Source organism: Serratia sp. JSRIV004, assembly GCF_019968705.1.
GTDB lineage: Bacteria > Pseudomonadota > Gammaproteobacteria > Enterobacterales > Enterobacteriaceae > Chania > Chania fonticola_B.
The window spans coordinates 4,231,025-4,254,725 of record NZ_CP074140.1; the positions used below are offsets into that span (position 1 = coordinate 4,231,025).

General features: G+C 57.2%; 19 protein-coding genes. 9 read left to right on the forward strand and 10 right to left on the reverse strand.

Annotated elements, in window-relative coordinates; all coding sequences use genetic code 11:
* Positions 1-5: 5 nt before the first annotated feature.
* Positions 6-1,214, reverse strand: a complete 1,209-nt coding sequence (locus KGP21_RS20250; protein WP_179247703.1) for an isochorismate synthase — start codon at positions 1,212-1,214, stop codon at positions 6-8.
* A gap of 194 nt (positions 1,215-1,408) precedes the next feature.
* On the opposite strand from KGP21_RS20250, the gene fepB reads away from it, so the two are divergent.
* Entirely contained in the window at positions 1,409-2,368 is a 960-nt protein-coding gene (fepB, locus tag KGP21_RS20255) for a Fe2+-enterobactin ABC transporter substrate-binding protein (RefSeq protein ID WP_021178670.1), read from the forward strand.
* Here the strand turns inward: fepB and entS are convergent.
* Positions 2,355-3,623 carry an enterobactin transporter EntS gene (gene entS, locus KGP21_RS20260; RefSeq protein WP_059201438.1) on the reverse strand — a complete coding sequence of 423 codons (1,269 nt, stop codon included), beginning with the start codon at positions 3,621-3,623 and terminating at the stop codon, positions 2,355-2,357. The genes fepB and entS overlap by 14 nt on opposite strands.
* 160 nt (positions 3,624-3,783) lie before the next feature.
* On the opposite strand from entS, the gene fepD reads away from it, so the two are divergent.
* Genes fepD through KGP21_RS20275 form a run of 3 tightly spaced genes read left to right on the forward strand, consistent with a single transcriptional unit; the run spans position 3,784 to position 6,681 of the window.
* Positions 3,784-4,857, forward strand: a complete 1,074-nt coding sequence (gene fepD / locus KGP21_RS20265) for a Fe(3+)-siderophore ABC transporter permease (RefSeq protein WP_223536126.1) — start codon at positions 3,784-3,786, stop codon at positions 4,855-4,857.
* Between the two features lies 1 nt (position 4,858).
* Entirely contained in the window at positions 4,859-5,884 is a 1,026-nt protein-coding gene (fepG, locus tag KGP21_RS20270; protein ID WP_209554864.1) for an iron-enterobactin ABC transporter permease, read from the forward strand.
* Positions 5,881-6,681: an ATP-binding cassette domain-containing protein gene (locus tag KGP21_RS20275; protein WP_021807045.1), complete on the forward strand. Its 801-nt coding sequence runs from the start codon at positions 5,881-5,883 to the stop codon at positions 6,679-6,681. The genes fepG and KGP21_RS20275 overlap by 4 nt, the downstream gene beginning before the upstream one ends.
* A gap of 143 nt (positions 6,682-6,824) precedes the next feature.
* Here the strand turns inward: KGP21_RS20275 and KGP21_RS20280 are convergent, their stop codons facing one another.
* The 5 genes from KGP21_RS20280 to fes form a co-directional block, all read right to left on the reverse strand.
* A complete protein-coding gene (locus tag KGP21_RS20280; protein ID WP_223536129.1) occupies positions 6,825-8,258 on the reverse strand; it encodes an FKBP-type peptidyl-prolyl cis-trans isomerase N-terminal domain-containing protein in 1,434 nt (477 codons plus the stop codon).
* Positions 8,255-8,686 carry a hypothetical protein gene (locus tag KGP21_RS20285; RefSeq protein WP_179247698.1) on the reverse strand — a complete coding sequence of 144 codons (432 nt, stop codon included), beginning with the start codon at positions 8,684-8,686 and terminating at the stop codon, positions 8,255-8,257. Before KGP21_RS20285 ends, KGP21_RS20280 begins: the two co-directional genes overlap by 4 nt.
* Positions 8,687-8,937: 251 nt before the next feature.
* Positions 8,938-12,885 (reverse strand): enterobactin synthase subunit F, encoded by a 3,948-nt coding sequence (locus tag KGP21_RS20290; protein WP_223536131.1) that lies wholly within the window; start codon positions 12,883-12,885, stop codon positions 8,938-8,940.
* Between the two features lie 38 nt (positions 12,886-12,923).
* The gene (locus KGP21_RS20295) at positions 12,924-13,130 is read right to left on the reverse strand and encodes an MbtH family NRPS accessory protein (protein ID WP_021807049.1); all 207 of its coding nucleotides are present in this window, start codon (positions 13,128-13,130) and stop codon (positions 12,924-12,926) included.
* Between the two features lie 10 nt (positions 13,131-13,140).
* Positions 13,141-14,493: an enterochelin esterase gene (gene fes, locus KGP21_RS20300; RefSeq protein ID WP_094982038.1), complete on the reverse strand. Its 1,353-nt coding sequence runs from the start codon at positions 14,491-14,493 to the stop codon at positions 13,141-13,143.
* Between the two features lie 307 nt (positions 14,494-14,800).
* Between fes and KGP21_RS20305 the strand changes: the two genes are divergently transcribed.
* The 3 genes from KGP21_RS20305 to KGP21_RS20315 all read left to right on the forward strand — a co-directional run bounded on the left by KGP21_RS20305 (position 14,801) and on the right by KGP21_RS20315 (position 18,273).
* Entirely contained in the window at positions 14,801-17,098 is a 2,298-nt protein-coding gene (locus tag KGP21_RS20305) for a TonB-dependent siderophore receptor (protein ID WP_037376376.1), read from the forward strand.
* Positions 17,099-17,223: 125 nt separating this feature from the next.
* Entirely contained in the window at positions 17,224-17,772 is a 549-nt protein-coding gene (locus tag KGP21_RS20310; RefSeq protein WP_021807052.1) for a nucleotidyltransferase family protein, read from the forward strand.
* Between the two features lie 51 nt (positions 17,773-17,823).
* Positions 17,824-18,273 carry a FlxA-like family protein gene (locus KGP21_RS20315; protein ID WP_021807053.1) on the forward strand — a complete coding sequence of 150 codons (450 nt, stop codon included), beginning with the start codon at positions 17,824-17,826 and terminating at the stop codon, positions 18,271-18,273.
* A gap of 35 nt (positions 18,274-18,308) precedes the next feature.
* Here the strand turns inward: KGP21_RS20315 and KGP21_RS20320 are convergent, their stop codons facing one another.
* The 3 genes from KGP21_RS20320 to zipA all read right to left on the reverse strand — a co-directional run bounded on the left by KGP21_RS20320 (position 18,309) and on the right by zipA (position 21,579).
* Complete coding sequence (locus KGP21_RS20320) at positions 18,309-18,524, reverse strand: DUF3820 family protein (protein WP_021178683.1); 216 nt, start codon at positions 18,522-18,524, stop codon at positions 18,309-18,311.
* Complete coding sequence (gene ligA / locus KGP21_RS20325) at positions 18,524-20,545, reverse strand: NAD-dependent DNA ligase LigA (RefSeq protein WP_021807054.1); 2,022 nt, start codon at positions 20,543-20,545, stop codon at positions 18,524-18,526. Before ligA ends, KGP21_RS20320 begins: the two co-directional genes overlap by 1 nt.
* A 77-nt stretch (positions 20,546-20,622) precedes the next feature.
* Positions 20,623-21,579: a cell division protein ZipA gene (gene zipA / locus KGP21_RS20330; protein ID WP_021807055.1), complete on the reverse strand. Its 957-nt coding sequence runs from the start codon at positions 21,577-21,579 to the stop codon at positions 20,623-20,625.
* 222 nt (positions 21,580-21,801) lie between these two features.
* On the opposite strand from zipA, the gene cysZ reads away from it, so the two are divergent.
* Positions 21,802-22,563: a sulfate transporter CysZ gene (cysZ, locus tag KGP21_RS20335; protein ID WP_021178686.1), complete on the forward strand. Its 762-nt coding sequence runs from the start codon at positions 21,802-21,804 to the stop codon at positions 22,561-22,563.
* A gap of 156 nt (positions 22,564-22,719) precedes the next feature.
* Positions 22,720-23,688: a cysteine synthase A gene (gene cysK / locus KGP21_RS20340; RefSeq protein WP_021178687.1), complete on the forward strand. Its 969-nt coding sequence runs from the start codon at positions 22,720-22,722 to the stop codon at positions 23,686-23,688.
* Positions 23,689-23,701: the final 13 nt, after the last annotated feature.

Genomic DNA, 23,701 nt, shown 5'->3' on the forward strand with positions numbered 1-23,701 from the left:
ACTCTCTATCCTTGATTAAGGCCAAACGCACGCAGAATGGTGCTGAGTTTGGTACCAGTTTCGTGCCATTCGGACTGCGGGGAAGAGTCCTGCACGATGCCCGCACCGGCAAACAGGCGTACCTGATTACCCTTCACGGTGCCGCAACGGATGGTGACGACCCACTCTCCGTTGCCCTCGGCGTCACACCAGCCGACGATGCCACCAAACAGCTGCCGGTCAAACGGCTCAAGCTGTTCGATGAGATCGCGAGCTGCCAGCGTTGGGGTACCGCATAATGCCGGCGTAGGGTGCAACAGGCAGGCCAGCGACAGGGCATTCTCTGCCCGGTCGGCCACTTCACCGTCGATTGGCGTCGAAAGATGCCACAGCGTGGTGGTACTGAGCAGTTCGGGGGTTGCGGGAATATGCAAATGACTGCAACGCCCAGCCAAGACCTGGCGCATGCCTTCGGTCACGATCTGGTGTTCATAGCGGTCTTTACCCGAAACCAACAGTTGTTCGCTGACGGCCCGATCCCGCAGCGGATCGCTTTCGCGCCGAGCCGAACCCGCCAGCGGGTTGGAATGGAACTGGTCGCCAAATTTACGTAGCAGCAGCTCCGGGCTGGCTCCCACCAATGCCCCCTCTGCCAGCGGCACGTGGAAATGGAAGCCGTGCGGATTCTGGGCAATGATGCGCGCCATCAGCGCTGCGTGGTCTACCGGCTTGCTGGTTTCAATGTCCAACAGGCGGGCGAGCACGACCTTATCCAATCGATCACCGCTAGTTGCCTGTACGGCATCGCTAACCATCTGCATAAACTGCGGCTGCGCTGGCAACTCGGTTTGGCGGACAATCTCAGGGATCGGTCCAGCAGCAGGCGCCAAGCTGGTCAGCAGGGTTTCACGATCGAACCATTGCGTCTGTTGCGGGATAAACAGTGACGAGGGTTGACGAGTATCGAAAGGGATTGCGCCGCACAGCAGCGGATCCTTGATGCCTGCCTTGCGGGCCTGCGCAAATGTCTGCTGTATCGCCTGCTGGAATTGGCCCTGCAGGTCATCGCCATCCACCGCTGGCAAGGTGATGCGGGCAAAGCATCCCTGGGTGCTCAGACTGCGAAAAGGCGAGGTAAAAAAGAAACCTGAAGTCGGGGATATTGTGGCGGCCTGTGCCAGATCTACACCCTGTTGCAGGTCCTTTTGCGCAGCGCCCTTAACGGCTACGTCCATAGGTACTTCCTCTTGTTTCATTAACAATAACCAATATAATAATGATTATCATTTGTATTGCATCCGCGATAAAGTACCTGCCAGAACTGACCATGTCAATAAACGTAACCTCTTCTGCTAACGCACATTTAGGGGTAAACTTGGTGGTTTATGACCAATGAATGATAATCATTCGGATTAAAAGGATCTCACCGATGTCAATCCCCCTGCGGCTCAGCCTGGCGCTGTTTGGCCTGCTGGCGTTGAGCGTTGCCCAAGCCGAGACTCAAGCCTGGCCGCGCAGTATCGAAACCTCACACGGCGTTATCACCCTTAAACAACCTCCACAGCGCATCGTCTCCACCAGCGTGACGGTCACCGGTACGCTGTTGGCGATCGACGCTCCGGTGATCGCCAGCGGAGCCACCAGCCCAAACAACCGGCTATCGGATCGGCAGGGCTTTTTCCACCAGTGGGGAGAGATTGCGGCCAAACGTGGAGTGAAGCGGTTATATATTGGTGAACCCAACGCCGAGGCAATCGCCGGTGAGGCACCTGACCTGATTGTGATGTCCGCTACCGGGGCCGATTCTGCGGTGCGCCTGTACGATCAGCTGTCGGCCATCGCTCCGGTGCTGGTGGTGAACTACGACGATAAAAGCTGGCAGGAACTGGCCAACATCCTCGGCGTAGCGACCGGCCATGAAGCACAAGCGGAGAAGATCGTCAGCGAGTTTGATCGCCGTGAGAAAACGCTGAAACAGCAGATGACATTGCCACCACAGCCCATAACGGCACTGGTATTTCGCAGCGATGGCAAGAATGCCAACCTGTGGACCGCAGACTCATCCCAAGGGCAACTGCTGCAACAGCTAGGCTTTACCCTGGCCACTTTGCCACCAAAACTCAACGCCAGCACCAGCCAAGGGGCGCGTAAAGATATCGTCCAACTTGGCGGTGAAAACCTGGCAGAAGGCTTGAATGGGCAAACGCTGCTGTTATTCGCCAACGATGAAAGTGATGCACAGCGGCTGATGAGCAACAGTTTCCTGGCTCATCTGCCAGCGGTGGAGAATAAGCGGGTTTACCCATTGGGGAACGACACCTTCCGCCTGGATTATTACAGCGCCAGCAACTTGCTGACGCGTCTGGAAAAGCTGTTTATTTCTCCGTAGCCGCAGCGGCGGGTTGGAGTTTATCGCTCTGCCCGCCCATGCTCACGTTGCGCAGACCACGCATGGCAAACGCCAGCACCACGGCCAGCAGCGCCGCACCAAAACCGAAGCTGGTAGAGCTCATCGCTGGCAGCATAAATGCCCCCATCGCGCCGAGCAGCAAGGCACCAAGCGCATCCCCTACAACGTTCTGCGCGGTCCACAGGCCGTTAATCCGGCCCAGAAACGCGTCCGGCGTCAGGTTCTGTATCAGGCCATATTGCAGCAGCGAGTTCAGCGCGCTGAGGTAGCCAAACACCACCAGGCACAACAGCGCCATACCGTACCAAGGCATCAGGCCAAACAGCCCCACGGCCACGAAAGCCGCTATCGCCGTTATCAACATCATCCAGCCCGGCCGTGCCACCTGAGCCACCCGGCCACTGGTAAATGCGCCAATCGCCGCCCCTAATGGCACCGCCGCATACATGATCCCCAGGCTCTGGGTAGTGACCTGCCACATACCGGAGATGGCCGGATATAACACGCGCACCGCGCTGGCCATGGTCATCAACGCACCAATCAGCGCCACCATGCCAATCACCTTGTTCTGGAACAGGAAGGTGAAGCCGCCGATCAGCGCCCGCAACGGATGTTCACGCGGCTGCGGTGGTGGTGGCAACTGAGGCAATTTTAATAGCGGGATCAAAGTGATCAGCGTCCCCAAGGCCGCCAGCGCATAGTTCCAGCTGATACCTGCCCCAGCGATCACCAACCCGCCGATAGCGGGAGACAGGATCGACCCAAAGCGTACGGTCAGCATGCTGATGGCCCCGGCCTGCACGATATTCTCACGGCCAACGATCGCCGGTGTCGCCGCCAGCAACGCCGTCACGCCTACCGCACCAAAAAATCCGTCCCATACCGCTAGCAGATAAATCGCCGTTAGCGAAGGTGCAGGCAGCGCAGCATTGAGGCACAACCCCAGAAAGCCCACACCGCAGGTTGAGCGCGCAAACAGGATCAACCGACGGCGTTCATAGCGATCGGCCAGTACCCCGCCCATCAGCAAACCGGCAAACATTCCGCCGCCCGCCAGGGTCACCGCAAGCCCAACCAACAGAGTTGACCCAGTCAGCGCCTGGATCTGCACAGGAATGGCGATCGCCATCAGGCCCAATGCCAGGATCGAAATAAAACGGGCGCAGAATACGGCCCGAAAAGCGGGGTTGGTCCTAAGCAGGCTAAAATCGAGCAAAATAGAGGGTTTATTCATTTTGTTATCACCACAACTTATATCCTTGATCTTCCACAAACAACGACACGATATTCGAGAGGCTCAGCGCTAGTGCTGGTCAGGCTGCCATGCTACCATAGATAAATACAATCAATAATGATAATAGATATCATTGATATTCAGTTAATAATGGGCTGTCATGTTCCGGCTTACACCTAATTGCTCTCCTCCGCTTCCTGACCGCAGGGGCACTCTGTTTATGGGGTTATCCCGCTCCTTCTGGCTGCGTCTGTTTGGCCTGCTGTGCGCCTTTGTCGTGCTGTTGCTGGTGATGATGCTCAGCCTGTCGCTAGGGGCTAAATCCATTTCTTTCACTAACGTCGTTGCCGCGCTGAATGGCCAATGCAGCGGCGCAGACTGCGTCATCATTACCGAAGCACGCCTGCCACGCACGCTGATCGGCGTGTTGGCTGGCATCGCACTTGGGCTGGCTGGCGCGCTGATGCAAACCCTCACCCGCAACCCGCTGGCAGACCCTGGTATCTTGGGGGTTAACTCCGGAGCCGGTTTCGCCGTGGTGTTGGGCATTACCTTCTTTGGTGCGACCGACGTCAGCCAATATCTGTGGTTCGCCTTTGCCGGTGCGCTGTTTGCCTCGCTGTTGGTAGCGCTGGTAGGCGCAATGGGCGGCAGCCGCGTTAATCCAGTGCGCCTGACCTTGGCCGGGGTAGCGCTGGCCGCCGTGCTGGAAGGGATGACCACCGGCATCGCTCTGCTCAATCCTTTGGTGTTCGATCAGCTGCGTTTTTGGCAAGCTGGCACACTGGACATTCAGAATATGGCGGTAGTGCGCAGCGTCTCATTGCCAATCCTGCTGGGCACGTTGATCACTCTGTGGCTTAGCAAGGCGTTGAACAGCTTAAGTATGGGGAGTGAGCTTGCAGCGGCGCTCGGCACCGGAATTATTCGCACCCAACTGCTTGGCCTGTTAGCTATTACGCTGCTGTGTGGCGGAGCTACCGCCGCCGTTGGCCCTATCGCCTTTGTCGGGCTGATGATGCCCCACATTGCCCGGCGGCTGGCAGGGTCAGAACTCAACTGGATGCTGCCCTGGACGCTGGTTTTAACGCCGATCCTGCTACTGAGCGCTGATTTACTGGGCCGCTTTCTGGTCGCGGGGGAACTGCGGGTCTCTATCGTACTTTCCCTGATCGGCGCGCCGATGTTGATTATGTTGGTGCGCCAGCGCCGTATGTTCCGGCGGGGAGGATAAGATGAGCCTGTTGGTTTCCCGCCAAATCCTTACCAAAAAACCGTTTCGGTTGGCGCGTCCGTTGGCGACTGCCCTGCTGTTGTTATTCGCCTGCCTTGCCCTGGCGGTATATGCCCTCGGTTCTGGAACCTTGCAACTCAGCGCGGCGCAGGTCATCGACGCGCTACGCGGCGAAGGTCCGACCAATCTTGCGGTGATCGTCACCCAGTGGCGTTTGCCTCGCGTCGCTATGGCGTTACTGTTGGGGGCGGCGCTCGGCCTGAGCGGTGCGATTTTCCAGTCATTATTGCGTAACCCACTCGGCAGCCCTGACGTTATTGGTTTCAATACGGGAGCCTATAGCGGCGTGCTGGTCGCCATCGTGCTGTTTAACAGCAGCGTTATCGGCATTACCTCTGGGGCGTTGGCCGGTGGCCTGCTTACCGCCGGGGTAGTTTATCTGTTGGCCTGGAGTAACGGGGTAGAAACCTTCCGCCTGATTATTGTCGGGATTGCCGTTCGCGCCCTGCTGCTGGCCGCCAATACCTGGATGATCATCAGCGCCTCGTTGGAAGCGTCCATGACCGCTGGGCTATGGTATGCCGGATCCCTCAACGGCATCACCTGGGCGAAAAGCCTGCCGGTGCTGGCGGTACTGCTGCTGGCGTTACTGGTATTGATGACGTTGACAAGACGTATGCGGCTGCTGGAAATGGGAGATGACACCGCCTGCGCGCTCGGCGTTGGGGTTGAACGCTCCCGGCTGATGCTATTGCTGGTCGGGGTGATACTAACCGCTGCCGCCACCGCCGTGGCCGGGCCGATTTCCTTTATTGCTCTGGTCGCCCCGCAAATTGCCCGCCGCCTGTGCGCCAACCAGCATGTCTTGCTGCTCACCGCGCTGACCGGTGCCCTATTATTGCTGGCGGCCGATGTGGCAGCGCAGCGCCTGTTTATGCCTTATCAGTTGCCGGTCGGCGTGTTGACCGTCAGCATCGGTGGCATCTATCTGATTTGGTTACTAATCCGTGAGTCGCGAAAAAAATGAATGCTGAAACCCCGTTAACCGCACCATTGCGTGCCGAAAACCTGACGCTGAGCTACGACAAGAAAATCGTCGCACGCGATCTTTCAGTGTCTATTCCTCACGGCGAACTGACGGTCATTATCGGGCCAAACGCCTGCGGTAAATCCACGCTGCTGCGCACCCTTAGCCGCCTGATGCAACCCCAGGCGGGCTCAGTATGGCTGAATGGCCGACAAATCCGCGAATATCCCACCAAAGAAGTCGCACGCCAACTGGGCCTGTTACCGCAAAGCTCAATTGCCCCAGGTGATATCACGGTGTTCGATCTGGTTGCCCGTGGCCGCTACCCTCATCAGAGCCTGTTCAGCCGCTGGCGCGACGAAGATCAGCAGGCAGTGGAGCAGGCCATGCGCTCAACCGGCGTGGCGCAGTTGGCCGATCAACCCGTCGACACCCTTTCCGGTGGCCAACGCCAGCGGGTGTGGATCGCCATGGTGTTGGCCCAGCAAACGCCGCTGCTGCTGCTGGATGAACCGACCACCTGGCTGGACATCACTCACCAAATCGATCTGCTGGAACTGCTGCGCCAGTTGAATCGGGTGAATCATTACACGCTGGTGGTGGTGCTGCACGATCTCAATCATGCCTGCCGCTATGCCACCCATCTGATCGCCATGCGCGACGGCAAAGTGGTGGCCGAGGGGGCACCAAAAGACATTGTAACGCCAGAGTTGATCGAGGAAGTTTACGGGCTGAAGTGCGTGATCATCGACGATCCGGTTTCGCATACGCCGCTGGTGGTGCCATTGGGGAAATAGCGGCCAGCAAACTCACAATGAAAAATCAGGCCACCGGCTGATAGCCGATGGCTCTACTGAGACTTCATCACCGTGAGCTGTTACTAACTATGGCCGTGCAAGGTTGAAAAACCGTTACGCAGGTAGCCACAGCCGTGCTCCATTTACTTGGCAGGTGCGACATCCAATACCGTTACGTTATAGACCATGGTCGATCCCGGCAGGATATCAGGGGGCAGACCTTTATCGCCGTAAGCCAAGCTTGGCGGGACGACCATCGTGATACTGCCGTGATTTTGCAGCTTCGAGATCGCCGTTCTGAATATCGGTGGATAGCTGCTCAGTAACTGGGTGACCGAGGTGCCTGCCGCCTGCATATCCTTGACGACTTTACCGTTAATCAGGCTCTCTTTTACCGCCACGCTGACCATGTTGTTCGCGCCAATAGTTCCTTTACCGACCTTATCGATCCGGTAAAAGTAACCTAAAGCTTCTTTCTTCACCTGTTTTTGCTTGGCGAACTGCTCGATGTAAGCTGCCCCTGCCTTTTCGGTGTCCAACTTTTGCTGCTGTGCATTACGTTGCACCAACTTTTCGCTGGCATCCAAGGCCTTGTCGATCTGCTCCGGTTGCAGCTTGAGCTTGCCCGCGAAGGTATCTTGCACCCCCGCCAGCGCCAGACGGCTATCCACTTCAACTCCCTGAGCCGCTCGCTGTTTGAGCAAGGCCAACATGTCTTCTGCCAGGGAACTGCCGATGGCATAATCACGGATCTCACGCTCTGACTTCGGCTCGATGATTTCTCGTGGCTGCGTAGCCAGCTGTTGCTGCAGCCGGCTGTTTTCCGCCTGTTGCTGTTCGTTGGCTACTTTCAGCATCGTCAGTTGGTTGTGCAGGCTTTCGTCCAGCGCAAGCTGCAAGATGGGTTTAGCTTCAGTCTTCGCCGTTAACTCGGCCAACGCCTTTTTCGCTTGCTCGGCCTGTTGACGGCTATCGTTCAACTCTGCCTGCAACGCCTTGTTTTCCTCGCTATTATCGGTGTGTGCTTTGGCCAGGGCAGCCAACTGTTTCTGCAACGCCGAACTCTGTTGGCGGCTTTGGTCCAGCGCCTGCTGTAGCCTACCGTTTTCGTTGGAGTTCTCACCTTTAGCCGTCGCCGCAGCCACCATATCCTGCTGCATCTGCTCCGTCGCCTGCAAATTCTCCTGCAGGGTCTTTTTCAACTGGCTAATCTCGGCGCGAGCATCCGCATCCTGCTGTGCTGCCTGACGCAGCTGCTGCAGCTCTTGGTCCCGTTGGGCAAGGGCAGCATTTAGCTGTTTGATTTGTGCTTGCAGGGGCGCTGACTCGCGGGTCTGGGTCTTGGTATTGGTATTGGTGGAAGGTTTACTCACTTTCCTTTCTGCGGGAGGGCTGATCTCATTGAGTTGAGAAGGGCTCAACAGCAACAACGCCGGAGCCTCGCTCTCTTGGCTGGTGATCGCTTCCAAAGCATTGATGGTGCTGGCCCTGTCATCCTTGAGTTGCTCTGCACCCAATGCGCAGCCCACCGGCAACGTCAGGCTCAAGGCCAAACCATACTTTAACCCCAACTTCATTTCACGCTCTCCATTTTGCGGATCAGTCCGTTAAGCAAGTCCTGCCCGATCTGTGTGCACAACTGATTGGTTTTATATTTATACAGTGCGTCTACCGTATTTTTGGTCAATGCGTTCACATCACCGCGTACCCCGCTGTAAAACGAGGCGTTGGCTAGCAGACTGTCAAAATTAGCCTTCCTGACGGCATAGGTCCGAGGACTAACGGTTTGCAACGCGGCAAGATCGCTCTGACACCTGCTTATAGGTGTCGGTTCTTGCGGGGATGGCGGGGTTTCAACGACAACGGGCGTAGGCTCCGCAGTCGGTGTGACAGACGAGGTGACCGGGCGTTCATTCGCGCAGCCAGCCATCAGCAGGACATTGCTGATGATCAGACAGGCAAGCAGTGGCTGCCGGTATCCACGGGGTTTCTGTAGCTGTTTCAAATTTTATTCCTTCCTGACTGGATAATGTCCGTCACCGCTGCCCGTGCGCACGCGGATCGCCTCCATTGACGGGCAATATTGCTATTGCCCGGTTGGGATGATAAGACAGGTCATACTTGGTGGCAACAGCAACAGGGCAAGTGCCGCGTTAGATCTCCTGCCACTTATCGCAGACACTCCACCAGGAAATGTTTTTTCAACGAGGACGGCTCACCGTCGTTTTTAACCTGCAGTTTGCACCACGCTTACAGTTACAGTGCCCGCAACACCCGGTTCAACAAGGGGCCTAGCACCTTGAACGAAGCCGGTGAAACGATATCCACATGCGCACAATCCAGCTCAAACACCTGCAACGCATCGACATATTCCGCCCAAGTCTGCTGCACATCCATGCCTGGTTGCAAGGTGCGCTTGGCCACAAACAGCGTCGCTTGCCCCTGGAAATGCGCCGTATGGGTGTGTGACAACAGCCTGAGCGAATCCGCATAGTTGGCTTCGATATTGTCAAACATCGCGACCCGCGCCTCTCCCAACGCAGGATCGAGCGTATCTTCTGATACCGCCAGGAACTGCTCGCGCTCGCGCTGTACCTCTTTGAGCACGTTGTCGTCCAGCATCACGTCCCAGTTCTGGGTTTCTGGCGGATAGGTATCCAGCAAGCCAAGGAAAGCCACCTCCTCCCCACGCGCCTGCAAACGCGCTGCGATACCTTGAGCCAACGTTCCCCCCAAGGAGTAACCGATAAAGTGATACGGGCCGTGTGGCTGTACCTGTAATACCGTGGCCAGATGCGCATCGCAGACCTGATCCATATCCTCACCCAGCGCCAATGGGCCATCCGGGCGTGGAGACTGAATGCCTACCAGCGACCAATGCTGATCGATATAACGCGGTAGCACGCTGAACTGCCAGGAGAAACCGGAAGCCGGGTGCAGGCAGAACAGCGTTGGGCCTTGGGTAACGCGCAGCGGTAGCACGCTGTCAAAACCGCATTGATCGGCCTCTTCCTGCGTACGTTCTTCCGCCAATAGCTGAGCCAGTTGCTCTACTTTCGAAGCGACCATCACCTGGCCAACCGACACCGCTTTACCCAGATCGCGCCGCAACTCGGCGGCCAGGCGCATCGCCAGCAATGAATGCCCGCCCAAGGCAAAGAAATCGTCATCCGCAAATACCTGCTCGCGCTGAAGCAAACGAGCGAAAACGGCAGCAATCTCGCTTTCCAACCCGGGTTCCGGCTCGCGCCCGGCCTTTCCAGCCCCGGTTTGCGGCTGTGGTAAGGCTTTGCGATCGAGCTTGCCGTTGGCACTAAGCGGCAACTCGGCCATTTCGACCAGGGCGATCGGCACCATATGCGGCGGCAAGCGATCGGCTAGCGCGGCACGTAGGGCTTCGCTATCCAGATGCACGCCGGGCTGAGGGACCAGGTAGCCTACCAGTTGCCGGGCATCGCCTCCCATCGCATCAACGACCGTGCCCTCCAATACCAAGGCATGAGCCACCGCCTGACTCACGCCCGGCAATGACAGCATGGCGTGGTCGATCTCACTGAGTTCAATCCGCTGGCCGCGAATTTTCAGTTGGTCGTCGCTGCGGCCCAGATATTCCACCGCACCGTCCGGCAGCCAGCGGGCGACGTCACCAGTGCGATACATCCGGCCACCGTTGCCCTGCGGATCGGCGACGAAGCGGCTGGCGGTCAGGTCCGGCCTGGCCAGATAACCATGAGCCAGCTGCACGCCGGTCAGATATAGATCGCCAGCTACACCCGGTGGCACTGGGCGTAAGCGAGCGTCGAGAATACGTAAACCGGTATTCCACACCGGCAGCCCGATAGGGACATTAGCACCGGTGACAGCAGCAAGGGCGTCACCATAGGCCGGATGCCAGGTCACATCCACCGCCGCCTCGGTAGGGCCGTAGAGGTTATGCAGCGGCACCTGAGTGCGGCTCTGCCACAGGCGGCACAGTTCTGCAGGTAACGCTTCTCCGCTGCAGAACACCTGACGCAGTGGCTGGCAATGGGCGATGGCGGTTGTGCTGTCCAAGGCACCAACGAATGCCGCCAGCATCGAAGGAACAAAGTGCAGGGTAGTGACTTTATGCCGATCGATTAGCGTTTGCAGTTGCTGAGGGTCGCGGTGCGCCTCCGGCGGAGCCATCACTAGCTGCGCGCCCACCATCAATGGCCAGAAGAATTCCCACACCGAGACGTCAAAGCTGCACGGCGTTTTTTGCAGCACCACATCATCTGCTGCCAGCGGGTACTGGTGCTGCATCCACAATAAACGGTTAACGATGGCCTGATGCCCAACCAGCACGCCCTTTGGCCGCCCGGTTGAGCCGGATGTAAAGATGATATAAGCCGGATGATGCGGCGTCGGGCCTTGGATCACGCTCGGTGCAGCAGCGGTGGCAACCCGTGGTGCATCGTATAACAGCACTTCCCCCTGCCCCGCAAAACGCGCCTGTTGGGAAGCATCGGTGATAATCAGGCGTGGGGCCGCGTCTTCCAGCATCATGCTGAGGCGCTCATCGGGATAGCCGGTATCCAGTGGTAAATAGGCCGCTCCCGCTTCCACTATCGCCATTAACGCCAGCGACAGGAAGACCGAACGCGGCAATGCCACCGCCACGATGTCGCCCGGCTGCACCCCCTGAGCCACCAAACGCTGGGCCAAGGCGATCACCTGTTCGCGAGTTTCGCGGTAGTTGAACCGGTGGTGCTCATCTGCCAGCGCCGGGGCATTCGGGGTCTTTTTCGCCTGCTCGGCCAACAGACCGCTGAGGGTCTGGGCTGCCACCGGATAAGCGGTGTCGTTCACCTTGGCCAGCAGCGCATGATCTTTTTCACTCAGCAAATCGGCTTCGCTCACCGGCAATGTCGGTTGGGCCGCAAACTGCCGCAGCAGCAGCGGCAAGCGCTGTAAGTGCTCCGTCAATTCGGCCAACTGATAACGCTCGGCATTGGCTAATAGCTCAATCTTCAGCGTGCCCGCCTCATCGATAAACAAGGCGATTTCCAGATCTCGCACCGGGCCAGAGGCCAGGTCGTGGGTGATCCCTTTGATACCGGCAAAATCGAGCTGGTAGTCGAACATCTTGAAGTTGAAGACGGTGCCATACAGCGGCTGGCTGTCGCCAATACGCCCCAGATCGCGCTGTACCTGTTCAGCATCATAGCGCTGATGGCGGCGGGCAAACTTCAGTTCACGGCTGATTTGTGCGGCGATATCGGCCAGCATTGCCTGCGGCGCGACGTGCATCTCCACCGGCAATACGTTAATCACCGGCCCGGTGGCACAAAGCGCAGCCGAGCCCATGCGGCGCATAAAAATAAACCCGGCGCTGTAGCGGGTTTGACCTGTCAGACGAGCCACCCACACGGCCACCAGCGCCATCGCCATATCGGCTGCGCTGAGCTGCTGTTGCTGGCCCAGACTGACCAGTGGCGCAAGATCCTGCGCGGCACAGCGCTGTGCCAAGCGGTGAATACGCGTCGAAGGTGCCTGCCCGGCCAACGGTTGCGGGCATAGGGTAGCTGGCGGGGGCAACTGCCGTGCCTTGTTCAACCAAAAATCGGCATCGCGCTGATAACCTGGGGATTGCTGGTATTGCTGATATTCCGCCACCACATCGCTAAAAGGCGTGAACGGCGTCGGCTCCGGCTGCTCGTGCTGATATAGGCGGGTATAAATATTGGCGATACGGCGAGCGATGGCGGTAAAGCTGAAGCCATCGACCACCAGATGATGGTAACGCTGATACCAGAACCAGCGATCGTCGGCCAGACGCATCAGGATATGGCGATACAGCGGTTTGCCGCTGCTCACCCGTAATTCGGCACCAAGGTCGATCTGCATCAGCGCGTGGGCCGCCGCCTCTGCATCCGCCGAGTCGCTTAAATCAACCCATTCCGGCGCAGCCAACGGCATCGTGGCGTCGTAATACTGCATCGGCACACCGTCACGCTCGACGAAACGCAGCCTTAAGGTGTCCACTTCGGCCAGTCCCAGTGAGATCGCCTGTAACAGGTGCTCTTTATCCAGCGGGCCGTTCAGTTCGATATAATGGGCGACCGCATAGGCATTGCCGTACGGTGAAATTTGATCGGCAACCCAAATACCGGGCTGCGCCGCCACCAATGGCAACTCAACGGTAACCTGTTGCCCGGTGGGTAAAATAGAGGTTTCTGACACGACGTTCGCTCCTGTTGTCGGTTCTTGCTGCGTCTCCATCACGCCTTACGCAGTGATGCGGGCCGCATATCCTGCCAATTCTGTTCTAGCCAGTTGACGCAGTGCTCCCGGGAAGCCGGGCCAAAAACGCTGACCCAACCGGCCGGTATGGCGCTGAAATCCGGCCACAGGCTGTAAAGCAGTTCTTCATTACGCAGGACGTAGCAAATTTGCTGCTCGTCATCGAACGGGTTTAAGGTTTCCATTACTTGCTCCTTAAGCATGAAGAGGGTTGGCGGACGGCTTCCATTCGGCACGGCGGTTGACCAGCTCCGACCAATGCGCCTGCAGACCATCGAGTAAACCGCCGCGCCAGCACAACGCATCGTGCCCGCCCTCCACCAGCCGATACTGCACCTGATGCCCGGTTTCACTTAACAGGGCCGCCATACGGTCATTCACCCGGTGGACCAGCTTTTCATGCGCCCCGGCCTCTAAAAATACCTTCAGCTTGCCGCGCGCACCCAACTGCCCGTCTTCTACCTGGCGGATCAACCAGCAGGCATCCTCGGGCACGGTGGGCAGTTGCAACATATCGCGGCGTGGCCACCAGAACGAGCCGGACTGGCTGATGGTGGCACCAAAATATTCCGGCCAGCGCAGGCCAGCATAGAGCGAACCCAAGCCACCAAAGCTTTGCCCTGCAACTACGGTGTTGGCAGCCTCACGGCTGTGCGGAGCCCAGTCGGCCAATTGCGGTAATAACTCTTCCTGTAGGGCCAACCAAAACTCATCGTTGCAGGTCAGTTCCCGTGCGCGGTGTTGCTGGTCAATCACGTCGATCAGCAGATAGACCGCCTCCGGCAGTTGGCCAGTACGCGTCAGTTGCATCAGCGGATCCCAGACCGGCATCTGATTGGCCCAGAATTGGCCGTCCAGCAAAATAGCCAATGGCCGCGCCGCCGGGTTACTTTCACCGGTGGAGTAGATCCAGACGTGGCGGGAGGTTCCCAATCGCTGGCTATGCCAGGTATGCCGTTGCAGTTTGGCAGGCGGTGCTGGCGTACAGCGGCCGCTGGTCACGGCATAGTTGTCAAAGTCCCGCCAGGCCGGTTGTTGGGGAGCCTGTGGCATATGCAAGCCGGAAAGCGTGTGCCCCCCGACTCCAGGCCAGGCGCGGTAAGGATTAAGCAGATCGTGAGTTGCGTGGGCAAACACCTGGTGCCACCAGTGGCGAATAGAAAGCATGTTGGCGTGAGAATTGTCCCCCTGCGGTTCGAAGGGACGATCCTCCATGCAGGGGATAAAGCAGTAGCTGCCGCGCCAGTCGCCTTGCAGCTCGGTTTGCCAATACCAGACGTCCGAACCCGCAAGCCGTTGCAGGCTCTGCGGGGGCGACGCTTGGTGATGATCGGTGAGGCAGTTGATATGGATCCAGACTCGTTGATAAGCCGAGGTCAGTTCGCCACCCTGAGGGTCGCGCCACAAGAACGTCACCTTCCATCGCCCATTATCCTGCGGTTCCACCAAGGGGGTACCACGCCGGGCGATATCCAGCCACCAACCGTGGCTCCCTGCATGCTTGCTCGCCAATAACGTACTGCTTGCTGGTTGTTGTTCAGTTTTCAAAACGCCCACTCATTGTGTTGTTGGCAAGGCACGCCGTGCGACTCACCGGTTCCCAAATGCCAAACGGCACAAGGAATACTATTGATAATTATTTGCATTTGCAATAGTGTATACAGGCTCGAAATAGAGCGGGCATTCTTCAACAGGGATGGATGCCGAATTATTGAGCGGGATCTTGCTGCCAGTCAGCCTGGCCTCTGGGTTTCGTTACTATTTTCGACTACACAATAAAACTACAACAAACCGTTCCGTTACCGGTTGTCACACAGCGCCGCATCAGGAAGGGTTGTTAGGTAGGAACCTCAAAATGAATCGGAAGTTATCTCGTTATTCTTTAGCCACACTCATCGGGTTAGGATTGGGCACATCTGCATTTTCCGTTACGGTCAATGCCGAGCAAACGGCCACTACCTCAGACAGCGCCGCGCTGGCTGAGAAAAGCAAAAAAGAATCCGCCTCTGAAGATGTCATCGTCGTCACCGCCGCCAAACAAAACCTTCAAGCTCCCGGCGTTTCCACCATCACTGCCGAAGAAATCCAAAGACGCCCTCCCGCCCGTGATATCAATGAGCTGATCCGTACCATGCCAGGGGTCAACCTGACCGGTAACTCCACCAGCGGCCAGCGGGGCAACAACCGCCAACTCGATATTCGTGGCATGGGGCCAGAAAATACCCTGATCCTGATCGACGGCAAACCGGCCAGCAGCCGTAACTCGGTGCGCCAAGGCTGGCGCGGCGAGCGTGATACCCGTGGCGATACTGCCTGGGTACCGCCGGAGATGATCGAGCGTATCGAGGTGCTGCGTGGCCCAGCGGCTGCCCGCTATGGTAACGGCGCGGCAGGTGGCGTGGTCAACATCATCACCAAAAAAGCTGGCCAGGACCTGCACGGTACACTGAACGGTTATTTCAACGTACCGCAACATAAGGAAGAAGGCGCCACCAAGCGTACCGATTTCAGCCTTTCCGGTCCGTTAAGCGATCAGTTGAGCTTCCGTCTGTTCGGTGGCTACAGCAAAACGCAGGCCGACGCCTGGGATATCAACCAGGGGCATCAGTCCGAGCGTACCGGCACCTATGCCAATACTCTACCTGCCGGTCGCGAAGGGGTGATCGACAAAAATATCGATGCCTTGCTGAGCTGGGAATTCGCCCACCTGCAGACCTTGGATTTCCAATATGCCTATGGCCGCCAGGGTAACCTGTACGCCGGGGATACCCAGAACACCAACACCAATGCGCTGGTGCAGAGCAACTACGGTAAAGAAACCAACCGTATGTATCGTGAAACCTATGCGGTCAATTATCGTGGCGCATGGGATAGTGGCGTTAGCACCAACAACTACGTCCAGTTTGAGCGCACGCGCAATACTCGTTTAGCCGAAGGGTTGGCCGGGGGCCTGGAAGGGATCTTCGCCAACGACAGTTACAACACCACCCGTCTGGACGATTTCCTGGCCCACAGTGAAATCAGCATTCCGTTCGATATGTGGGTGCCACAAACCGCCACGCTGGGTACCGAGTGGAACCAGCAGAAGATGAAAGATCCTTCTTCGACCACCCAATCGCTAACCGGCACTAATACCGGGGGAGCGATCCCAGGTACCGATAGTAGCAACCGCAGCCCGTATTCCTCCGCGGATATCTTCTCGCTATTTGCCGAAGATAATATCGAGCTGACCGATACCACAATGCTGACTCCAGGCCTACGTTACGATCATCACTCCATGGCCGGTAACAACTGGAGCCCGTCGCTTAACCTGTCACAGGAATTGGGCGATCTGTTTACCCTGAAAATGGGTATCGCTCGCGCCTACAAAGCACCTAACCTGTTCCAGAGCAACGGCGATTACATTCTCTACAGCAAAGGCCAGGGCTGTGCTGCCAGCGCAACGGGAACCGGCTGCTATCTGATGGGTAATGACGATCTTAAGGCCGAGAACAGCATCAACAAAGAGATCGGGCTGGAATTCCACCATGAAGGCTGGCTGGCAGGTATCACCTACTTCCGTAACGATTACCGCAACAAGATCGAAGCGGGCTATTCGCCAACGGCCTCTAACACCAGTAAAACCGATATCTATCGCTGGGAGAACGTGCCGAAAGCGGTGATCCAGGGTCTGGAAGGTACGTTGAACGTGCCGGTGAGCGAAACGGTAGCCTGGAATAATAACGCCACCTATATGATTGAGAACGAGAATAAAACCACCGGTGATTACCTGTCGATTATTCCCAAGTTCACCATCAACTCTACCCTGAGCTGGCAGGCCACGCAGGATCTGTCTTTGCAGACCACCGCGACCTGGTATGGCCGTCAAAAGCCGAAGAAATACAACTACCGTGGGGAGCCAACCACCGGGCCGGAAACTCGTGAGGTCAGCCCTTACGCAATCTTTGGCCTGAGCGGCACCTATGCGTTGACTAAAAATATCAGCGTAACAACGGGGATCGAGAACCTGTTCGACAAACGCCAGTTCCGTTCCGGTAACTCGCAAAACGTGGGTAACCCAGTCACTGGGGCCGTCAATATCTATGGAGCCGGGGCGGCAACCTATAACGAACCGGGCCGGACTTACTTTATGAGCCTGAATACCCAGTTCTAAATGTATGCTACCGAGCCAATCTCAGCGCGGCGCTTATGCCGCGCTTTTTTTTGCCGTTTTCCACACTCATCCCGATCCCGCTGCTGCCCATTTCGGGTTAGAGTAACGGTGACAAAGGAGAAATGATGGATCCACAGCAACAAATTATTGATTGGTTACGCCAAGACAGCGAACGTATGCAGATATTAGCCACCGCCCGGCGGCTCGGGCTGAACGATTGGTGCCTTGGCGCAGGCTTTGTGCGTAATCTGGTGTGGGACCGGCTGCATGGTTTTACAACCAGCACGCCGCTCAACGATATCGATGTGATCCATTTCGATGCGCGCCATAGCGATGCCGAGCGCGACCAGATGCTGGAATCGCGCCTGCTGGAATGGTCGGCACACCCTTGGTCGGTAAAGAATCAGGCGCGTATGCACCTGCGTAGTCATCGCGCGCCCTATCTCGACAGCGAAGACGCCATCAGTTACTGGACGGAGATCGAAACCGCCGTGGGTGCCAGATTGCAGGCCGATGGCAGCATCCAACTCGTCGCGCCTTTTGGCCTACAGGCGCTGTTCAACCGCAGCATCACCTTCAACCCCAAGAGCAATAACCTGGCCGCTTTCGAACAACGCGTGGTGGAGAAGCAGTGGCTCGAACTCTGGCCGCAGCTAAAGCTGGCGCCAAGGTAAAGTTTTGCCGCGATTTGCCGATACCTCTGACAAGCTACCTGGGAGGATCGCATGTCGACCAACATTACCATGATGGTGCCCATCAAGAACCCGATTGCCGGAGTCCGTGAGGTGTTTACCGCCACGGGTAAAGGCGGGGCTGCACTGATGTCGGCACCGGTTAACAATGCCCCTGAAGGGGAGAAATCCAAGAAAACCGATAATGATGCGCCAGTGACCCCAAAAGATAGCAGCGCGGCGTCACGTATTGCAGCGCTGTATAAGCAGATCCAGAACCTGCAGCAAAAGCTGATCGAACTGAAAGACTCGGGTGGCGACACTCAAGAGATCGAACAACAAAAACAGCTGATCATGAGCCAGATCGAAATGCTCCAGGCTGAGATCGCGCGCATTCAGAAACAAGAAATGGAAAAACAGCAGCAAGAGCAGATGGCCAAGGCCATGAGCGGTGATGGCGTGAACCGCCCAACCGCCGCCAACGCCGTGGACGTTTATATCTGAGATGAAGGGCGCAACAGGGCGTTACGCCCATCGACTCAGCTTTTCTTCAGGGGTTTGATCAGGTGATCCAGCCCTTCAATTTTAATCGCCAACGTCATTTCCATCAGCATTCCCAACCTGCCGTTGGGGAATTCGCCCTTACGGGCGAACCATAGCAGATACTCTTCCGGCAGGTCGATCAGCACCCTGCCCTGGTATTTGCCAAAGGGCATCACGGTGTTGGCGATTTCGATCAGGTTCTCTTTTTCCATCAGGCCCCCAGCAGGCGGATCATCTCCGCCTCGTCGATCACCTCGATCCCCAGTTCCTGTGCCTTGACCAGCTTGGAGCCGGCAGCCTCACCGGCAATCACCAGATCGGTTTTCTTGGATACGCTGCCGCTGACCTTGGCCCCCAGCGCCGTCAGCCGATCTTTGGCTTCATCGCGGGAGAGCTGGCTGAGAGATCCGGTCAGCACCACGGTTTTACCGGCAAATGGGCTGTCGATCTCTTCGGCAACTACCACCACCGGCGCAGGCCAGTTAATGCCGATTTCCGGGCTGGTCAGCTCTGCTATCACCTGCTGGTTATGTGCTTCAGCAAAGAAGTTCACCACGTGACTGGCCACCACCTCGCCCACGTCCGGCACCTGTTTTAACGCGTCCAGATCGGCCTCTCGCAGCTTCTCCAACGAGCCAAAATGCGCCGCCAGACCGGCAGCTGTAGCCTCTCCTACCTCACGAATACCCAACGCATACAGGAATCGGGCAAAGGTAGTCTGTTTGGCGTTGGTCAAGGCATTGACCAGATTCTGTGCCGATTTGGGCCCCATGCGATCCAGCCCGGTGAGAATACCGGCGGAAAGACGGAACAGATCGGCTGGCGTTTTGACATATTCTTTATCGACCAGCTGTTCGATAATTTTATCGCCCATGCCGTCAACGTCCATCGCCCGGCGGGAAACGAAGTGCTTCAGCGCCTCTTTACGCTGGGCACCGCAGATCAGCCCGCCGGTACAACGCGCAATGGCTTCGCCTTCCACCCGTTCCACATCGGAACCGCACACCGGGCAATGCAGTGGGAATACCACTTCACGCGCGTCCTGCGGGCGGCGATCTTCGATCACCCCGACCACTTTCGGGATCACATCCCCGGCACGGCGTACGATCACCGTGTCGCCGATGCGCAGGCCAAGGCGTTCGATTTCATCAGCATTATGCAGCGTGGCGTTACTGACTATCACCCCGGCGACCAAAACTGGCTCAAGGCGCGCGACCGGCGTAATCGCACCGGTACGCCCGACCTGGAACTCCACTTCCCGCACCACGGTGATCTGCTCTTGTGCCGGGAATTTGAACGCCGTAGCCCAACGCGGTGCGCGAGCAACAAAGCCCAGAGATTCTTGCAGATCGATATCGTCGATCTTCACCACCACGCCGTCGATATCAAAGCCAAGGTTGATGCGGTCCTGCTCTACCTGACGATAAAACGCCAGCACCTCATCGCTACCGGTGCAAAGCTTGACGCGATCGCTCACCGGCAAGCCCCAGGCTTTGAACTGCATCAGGCGTTGCCAATGGCTGCGCGGCAATTCGCCCCCTTCCAGCAGGCCAACGCCATAGCAGAAGAAGGTCAGCGGACGCTTGGCCGTGATACGCGGATCAAGCTGACGCAGGGAGCCTGCTGCGGCGTTACGCGGGTTGGCGAAGATTTTGCCGTCTTTGCGGCGCGCCTCTTCGTTCATCTGCTCAAAGCCGGCATGCGGCATAAAGACTTCACCACGCACTTCCACCCGGCGCGGGATATTGTCGCCGGTCAGGCGCAGCGGGATGGCGCGGATAGTGCGCACATTAGAGGTGATATTTTCCCCGGTGGTACCATCACCACGCGTGGAGGCACGCACCAGCTCACCATCTTCATACAGCAGGCTGACGGCCAACCCGTCCAGCTTCAGCTCACAGCAGAAGGTCAGTGGCTCGTTGCTTTTCAGGCGATCCTGCACGCGCTTGTAAAACGCCAGATAGCTCTCTTCATCAAAGACGTTGTCCAACGACAGCATCGGCACTTCATGACGCACCTGATCAAACGCCGCCAAGGGGGCGGCCCCGACGCGCTGAGTTGGAGAATCGGCGGTGATCAGCTCAGGATGGGCTTCTTCCAGCTCACGCAGCTCACGCATCAGGCGATCGTATTCCACATCCGGGATCTCCGGCGCATCGAGTACGTGATACTGATATTCGTGATGGCGCAATGAGGTGCGTAGTTGATTGATTGTTTCGTTAATCGATGCCATGGCTCACCATCAAAGATAAAAAACCCCCGGCTGGCGGGGGTTCTGGATTACGGATTATGCAGTGCACAGGCAACCGGTCAGGCGTTGTTTTCCAACACTTCGCGGATGCGTGCTTTATAGGTTTCCAGCTTTTGCGGGGTCATCATGCGGCGCTCGTCGTCAAGCACCACGCCGCCCACATCGTCGGCAATACGTTGTGCCGATTGCAGCATCAGCTTGAAGTTCTGATTGGCGTCGCCGTAAGACGGCACCATCATAAACATCGATACGCCCGGCGTGGAGAAATCGGACATCATTTCCGGATCGAATGAGCCAGGCTTGACCATATTGGCCAGGCTGAACAGCACGGGGCCACTGCCTGCCGGGCTGATATGGCGATGGAAGATCCCCATTTCACCAAATTGGAAGCCCGCCTGCAGTACGCTCTGCAGCAACACCTCCCCCCCGATCACACCGCCTTGATGAGCTGCAACGTGCAGCACCAATACGGTCTCCTGCAGTTTTGCCGGTTTCAACGGTTCCGGCGCTGGCTGCGGTTCACGCACAGGCTCTGCATGCTGGAAGGCTGGCTCTGGTGCAGGAGCGGTAGCCGGAGGCATATCATCAACGCGCGGCTCACGACGCACAACAGGTTGCTGCGGCTCTTCGTCCTCGTCCTGGGCATAGTTATCCAGCAGGATGTCATCGTAATCCGGCCGCTGGGAAAGCGGCGCGGGCTGGGCTGGCCGAGGCGCAGGTTGAGCTGCTGGAGCTGGCCTTGGTGCAATCACCGGCTCTTCGCGTGCGACATCGATATGGCCCATTGATGGCTCATCCTCAACTTCTGCGCGAGTGGCACGGATACGTACCTCTCCCACGCTTTCGGCAGGATCATCAAGTGGAGTAGGTTCACGCTCATTTTTCGAGCGTTTGGCTGGGCGATCGCGAAAAAGGGACGAGCGTTCCTTACGGCTGGTCCAAAGACCATGTAATAACAACGCTATTATGGCGATCGCGCCAACAACGATTAATATCAGACGCAAATCCTGCATCATTGCTATCTCTGTTGTTCCAAGACATTGCCACCGCGGCAAACATTCACTCTTTAACTCTATTTGCCCACAGGCACAAGTGCAAGTCCGTGCTGAACTTTATGCCAATAAAGATGATTATTCGGCATTTTTTTGCTGTTTTTTCAGCCAATGTGGCTCTAGCCAGTGGAAAATCAACCCTATATGATAGCTTGGCCTGTTTAGCCAAAGAGAAAATCTTAAGATATGTCCTATGTGCCTCCCCCTGTCGGATCCACCAACGGCTTCCATTATTTTGCCCAAGGATGGCGCCTGATTTCGCGCCCGGGTATTAAACGCTATGTCGTCCTGCCGTTGCTGGTGAACGTGCTGCTGATGGGCTCTGCCTTCTGGTGGCTGTTCAGCCAACTGGGCGACTGGATCCCGAGCATGATGAGCCATGTGCCAAGCTGGCTACAGTGGCTAAGTTATTTACTCTGGCCGATGGCGGTCATTTCCGTGCTGTTGGTGTTCAGTTACCTGTTCAGTACCATCACCAACCTGATCGCCGCCCCGTTTTGCGGGCTGCTGGCGGAACAGCTCGAAGGCAGCCTGACCGGCAAACCGTTGCCGGATACCGGTATGCTCGGCGTGGTCAAAGATCTGCCGCGCATCATGTCCCGTGAATGGCGCAAGCTGATGTATTACCTGCCACGCGCGCTGGGCCTGCTGTTGCTCTATTTTATACCGGGCATCGGCCAAACGCTGGCTCCGGTGCTGTGGTTCCTGTTCAGCGCCTGGATGCTGGCCATTCAATACTGCGATTATCCGTTTGATAACCACAAGGTCAGCTTCGCCGAGATGCGCCAGGCGTTGCGGCAGCACAAAACCGACAACCTGCAGTTTGGTGCGTTGGTCAGCCTGTTCACCATGATCCCCATCCTCAATCTGGTGATCCTGCCGGTGGCGGTCTGCGGTGCCACGGCGATGTGGGTCGACCGTTATCGTGCACAATTTGTTCGTCACTAACGGCTTTATTTGGGGGCGCTTCGTGCGCCCTTGCTATTGTGATTAAAACTTATTCTCTAATAACATATCGATATACCAATTCTTTACTTCCCTGCCGAGACCGTTAGCGTATGCTTTCGATGTTCCCTACATTTCATAGAGTTATAAGGACGGGCCATGAGCAAGATTTACCAAGACAACTCATTAACAATCGGCCATACGCCGCTGGTTCGTCTGAACCGTATCGGCAACGGACGCATTCTCGCCAAGGTTGAATCTCGCAACCCGAGCTTCAGCGTCAAATGCCGCATCGGTGCCAATATGATTTGGGATGCCGAAAAGCGTGGCATTCTGAGCGCAGGCAAAGAGCTGGTGGAGCCAACCAGCGGCAACACCGGTATCGCTCTGGCGTTTGTCGCCGCGGCGCGGGGTTACAAGCTCACGCTGACCATGCCGGAAACCATGAGCATCGAACGTCGTAAACTGCTCAAGGCGCTGGGTGCCAATCTGGTGCTGACCGAAGGTGCCAAAGGCATGAAAGGGGCGATCGCCAAGGCCGAAGAGATTGTGGCCACCGATCCGAACCGCTACATCCTGCTGCAACAGTTCAGCAACCCGGCCAACCCGGAAATCCACGAACAAACCACCGGCCCGGAAATCTGGGAAGATACCGATGGCGAGGTCGATGTCTTTATCGCGGGCGTCGGCACTGGCGGTACACTGACCGGCGTCAGCCGCTTTATCAAGAACACCAAGGGCAAGGCTATCACCACAGTGGCGGTTGAACCAACCGACTCACCGGTCATCAGCCAGGCATTGGCAGGCCAGGAAATCAAACCCGGCCCGCACAAAATCCAGGGCATTGGTGCCGGTTTCATTCCGGGCAACCTGGATCTGAGCCTGGTTGACCGCGTCGCGCAGATCACCAACGACGAAGCCATCAGCATGGCACGACGCCTGATGGAAGAAGAAGGCATCCTGGCCGGGATTTCTTCCGGTGCCGCCGTGGCGGCCGCCGTCAAACTTTCCGAAGAAGCCGACTTTACCGACAAGACAATTGTGGTTATTCTGCCCTCTTCAGGTGAGCGCTACTTGAGCACCGCTTTGTTTGCCGATCTGTTCACCGAACAGGAACTGCAGCAATAGCGCAAACAGTGCA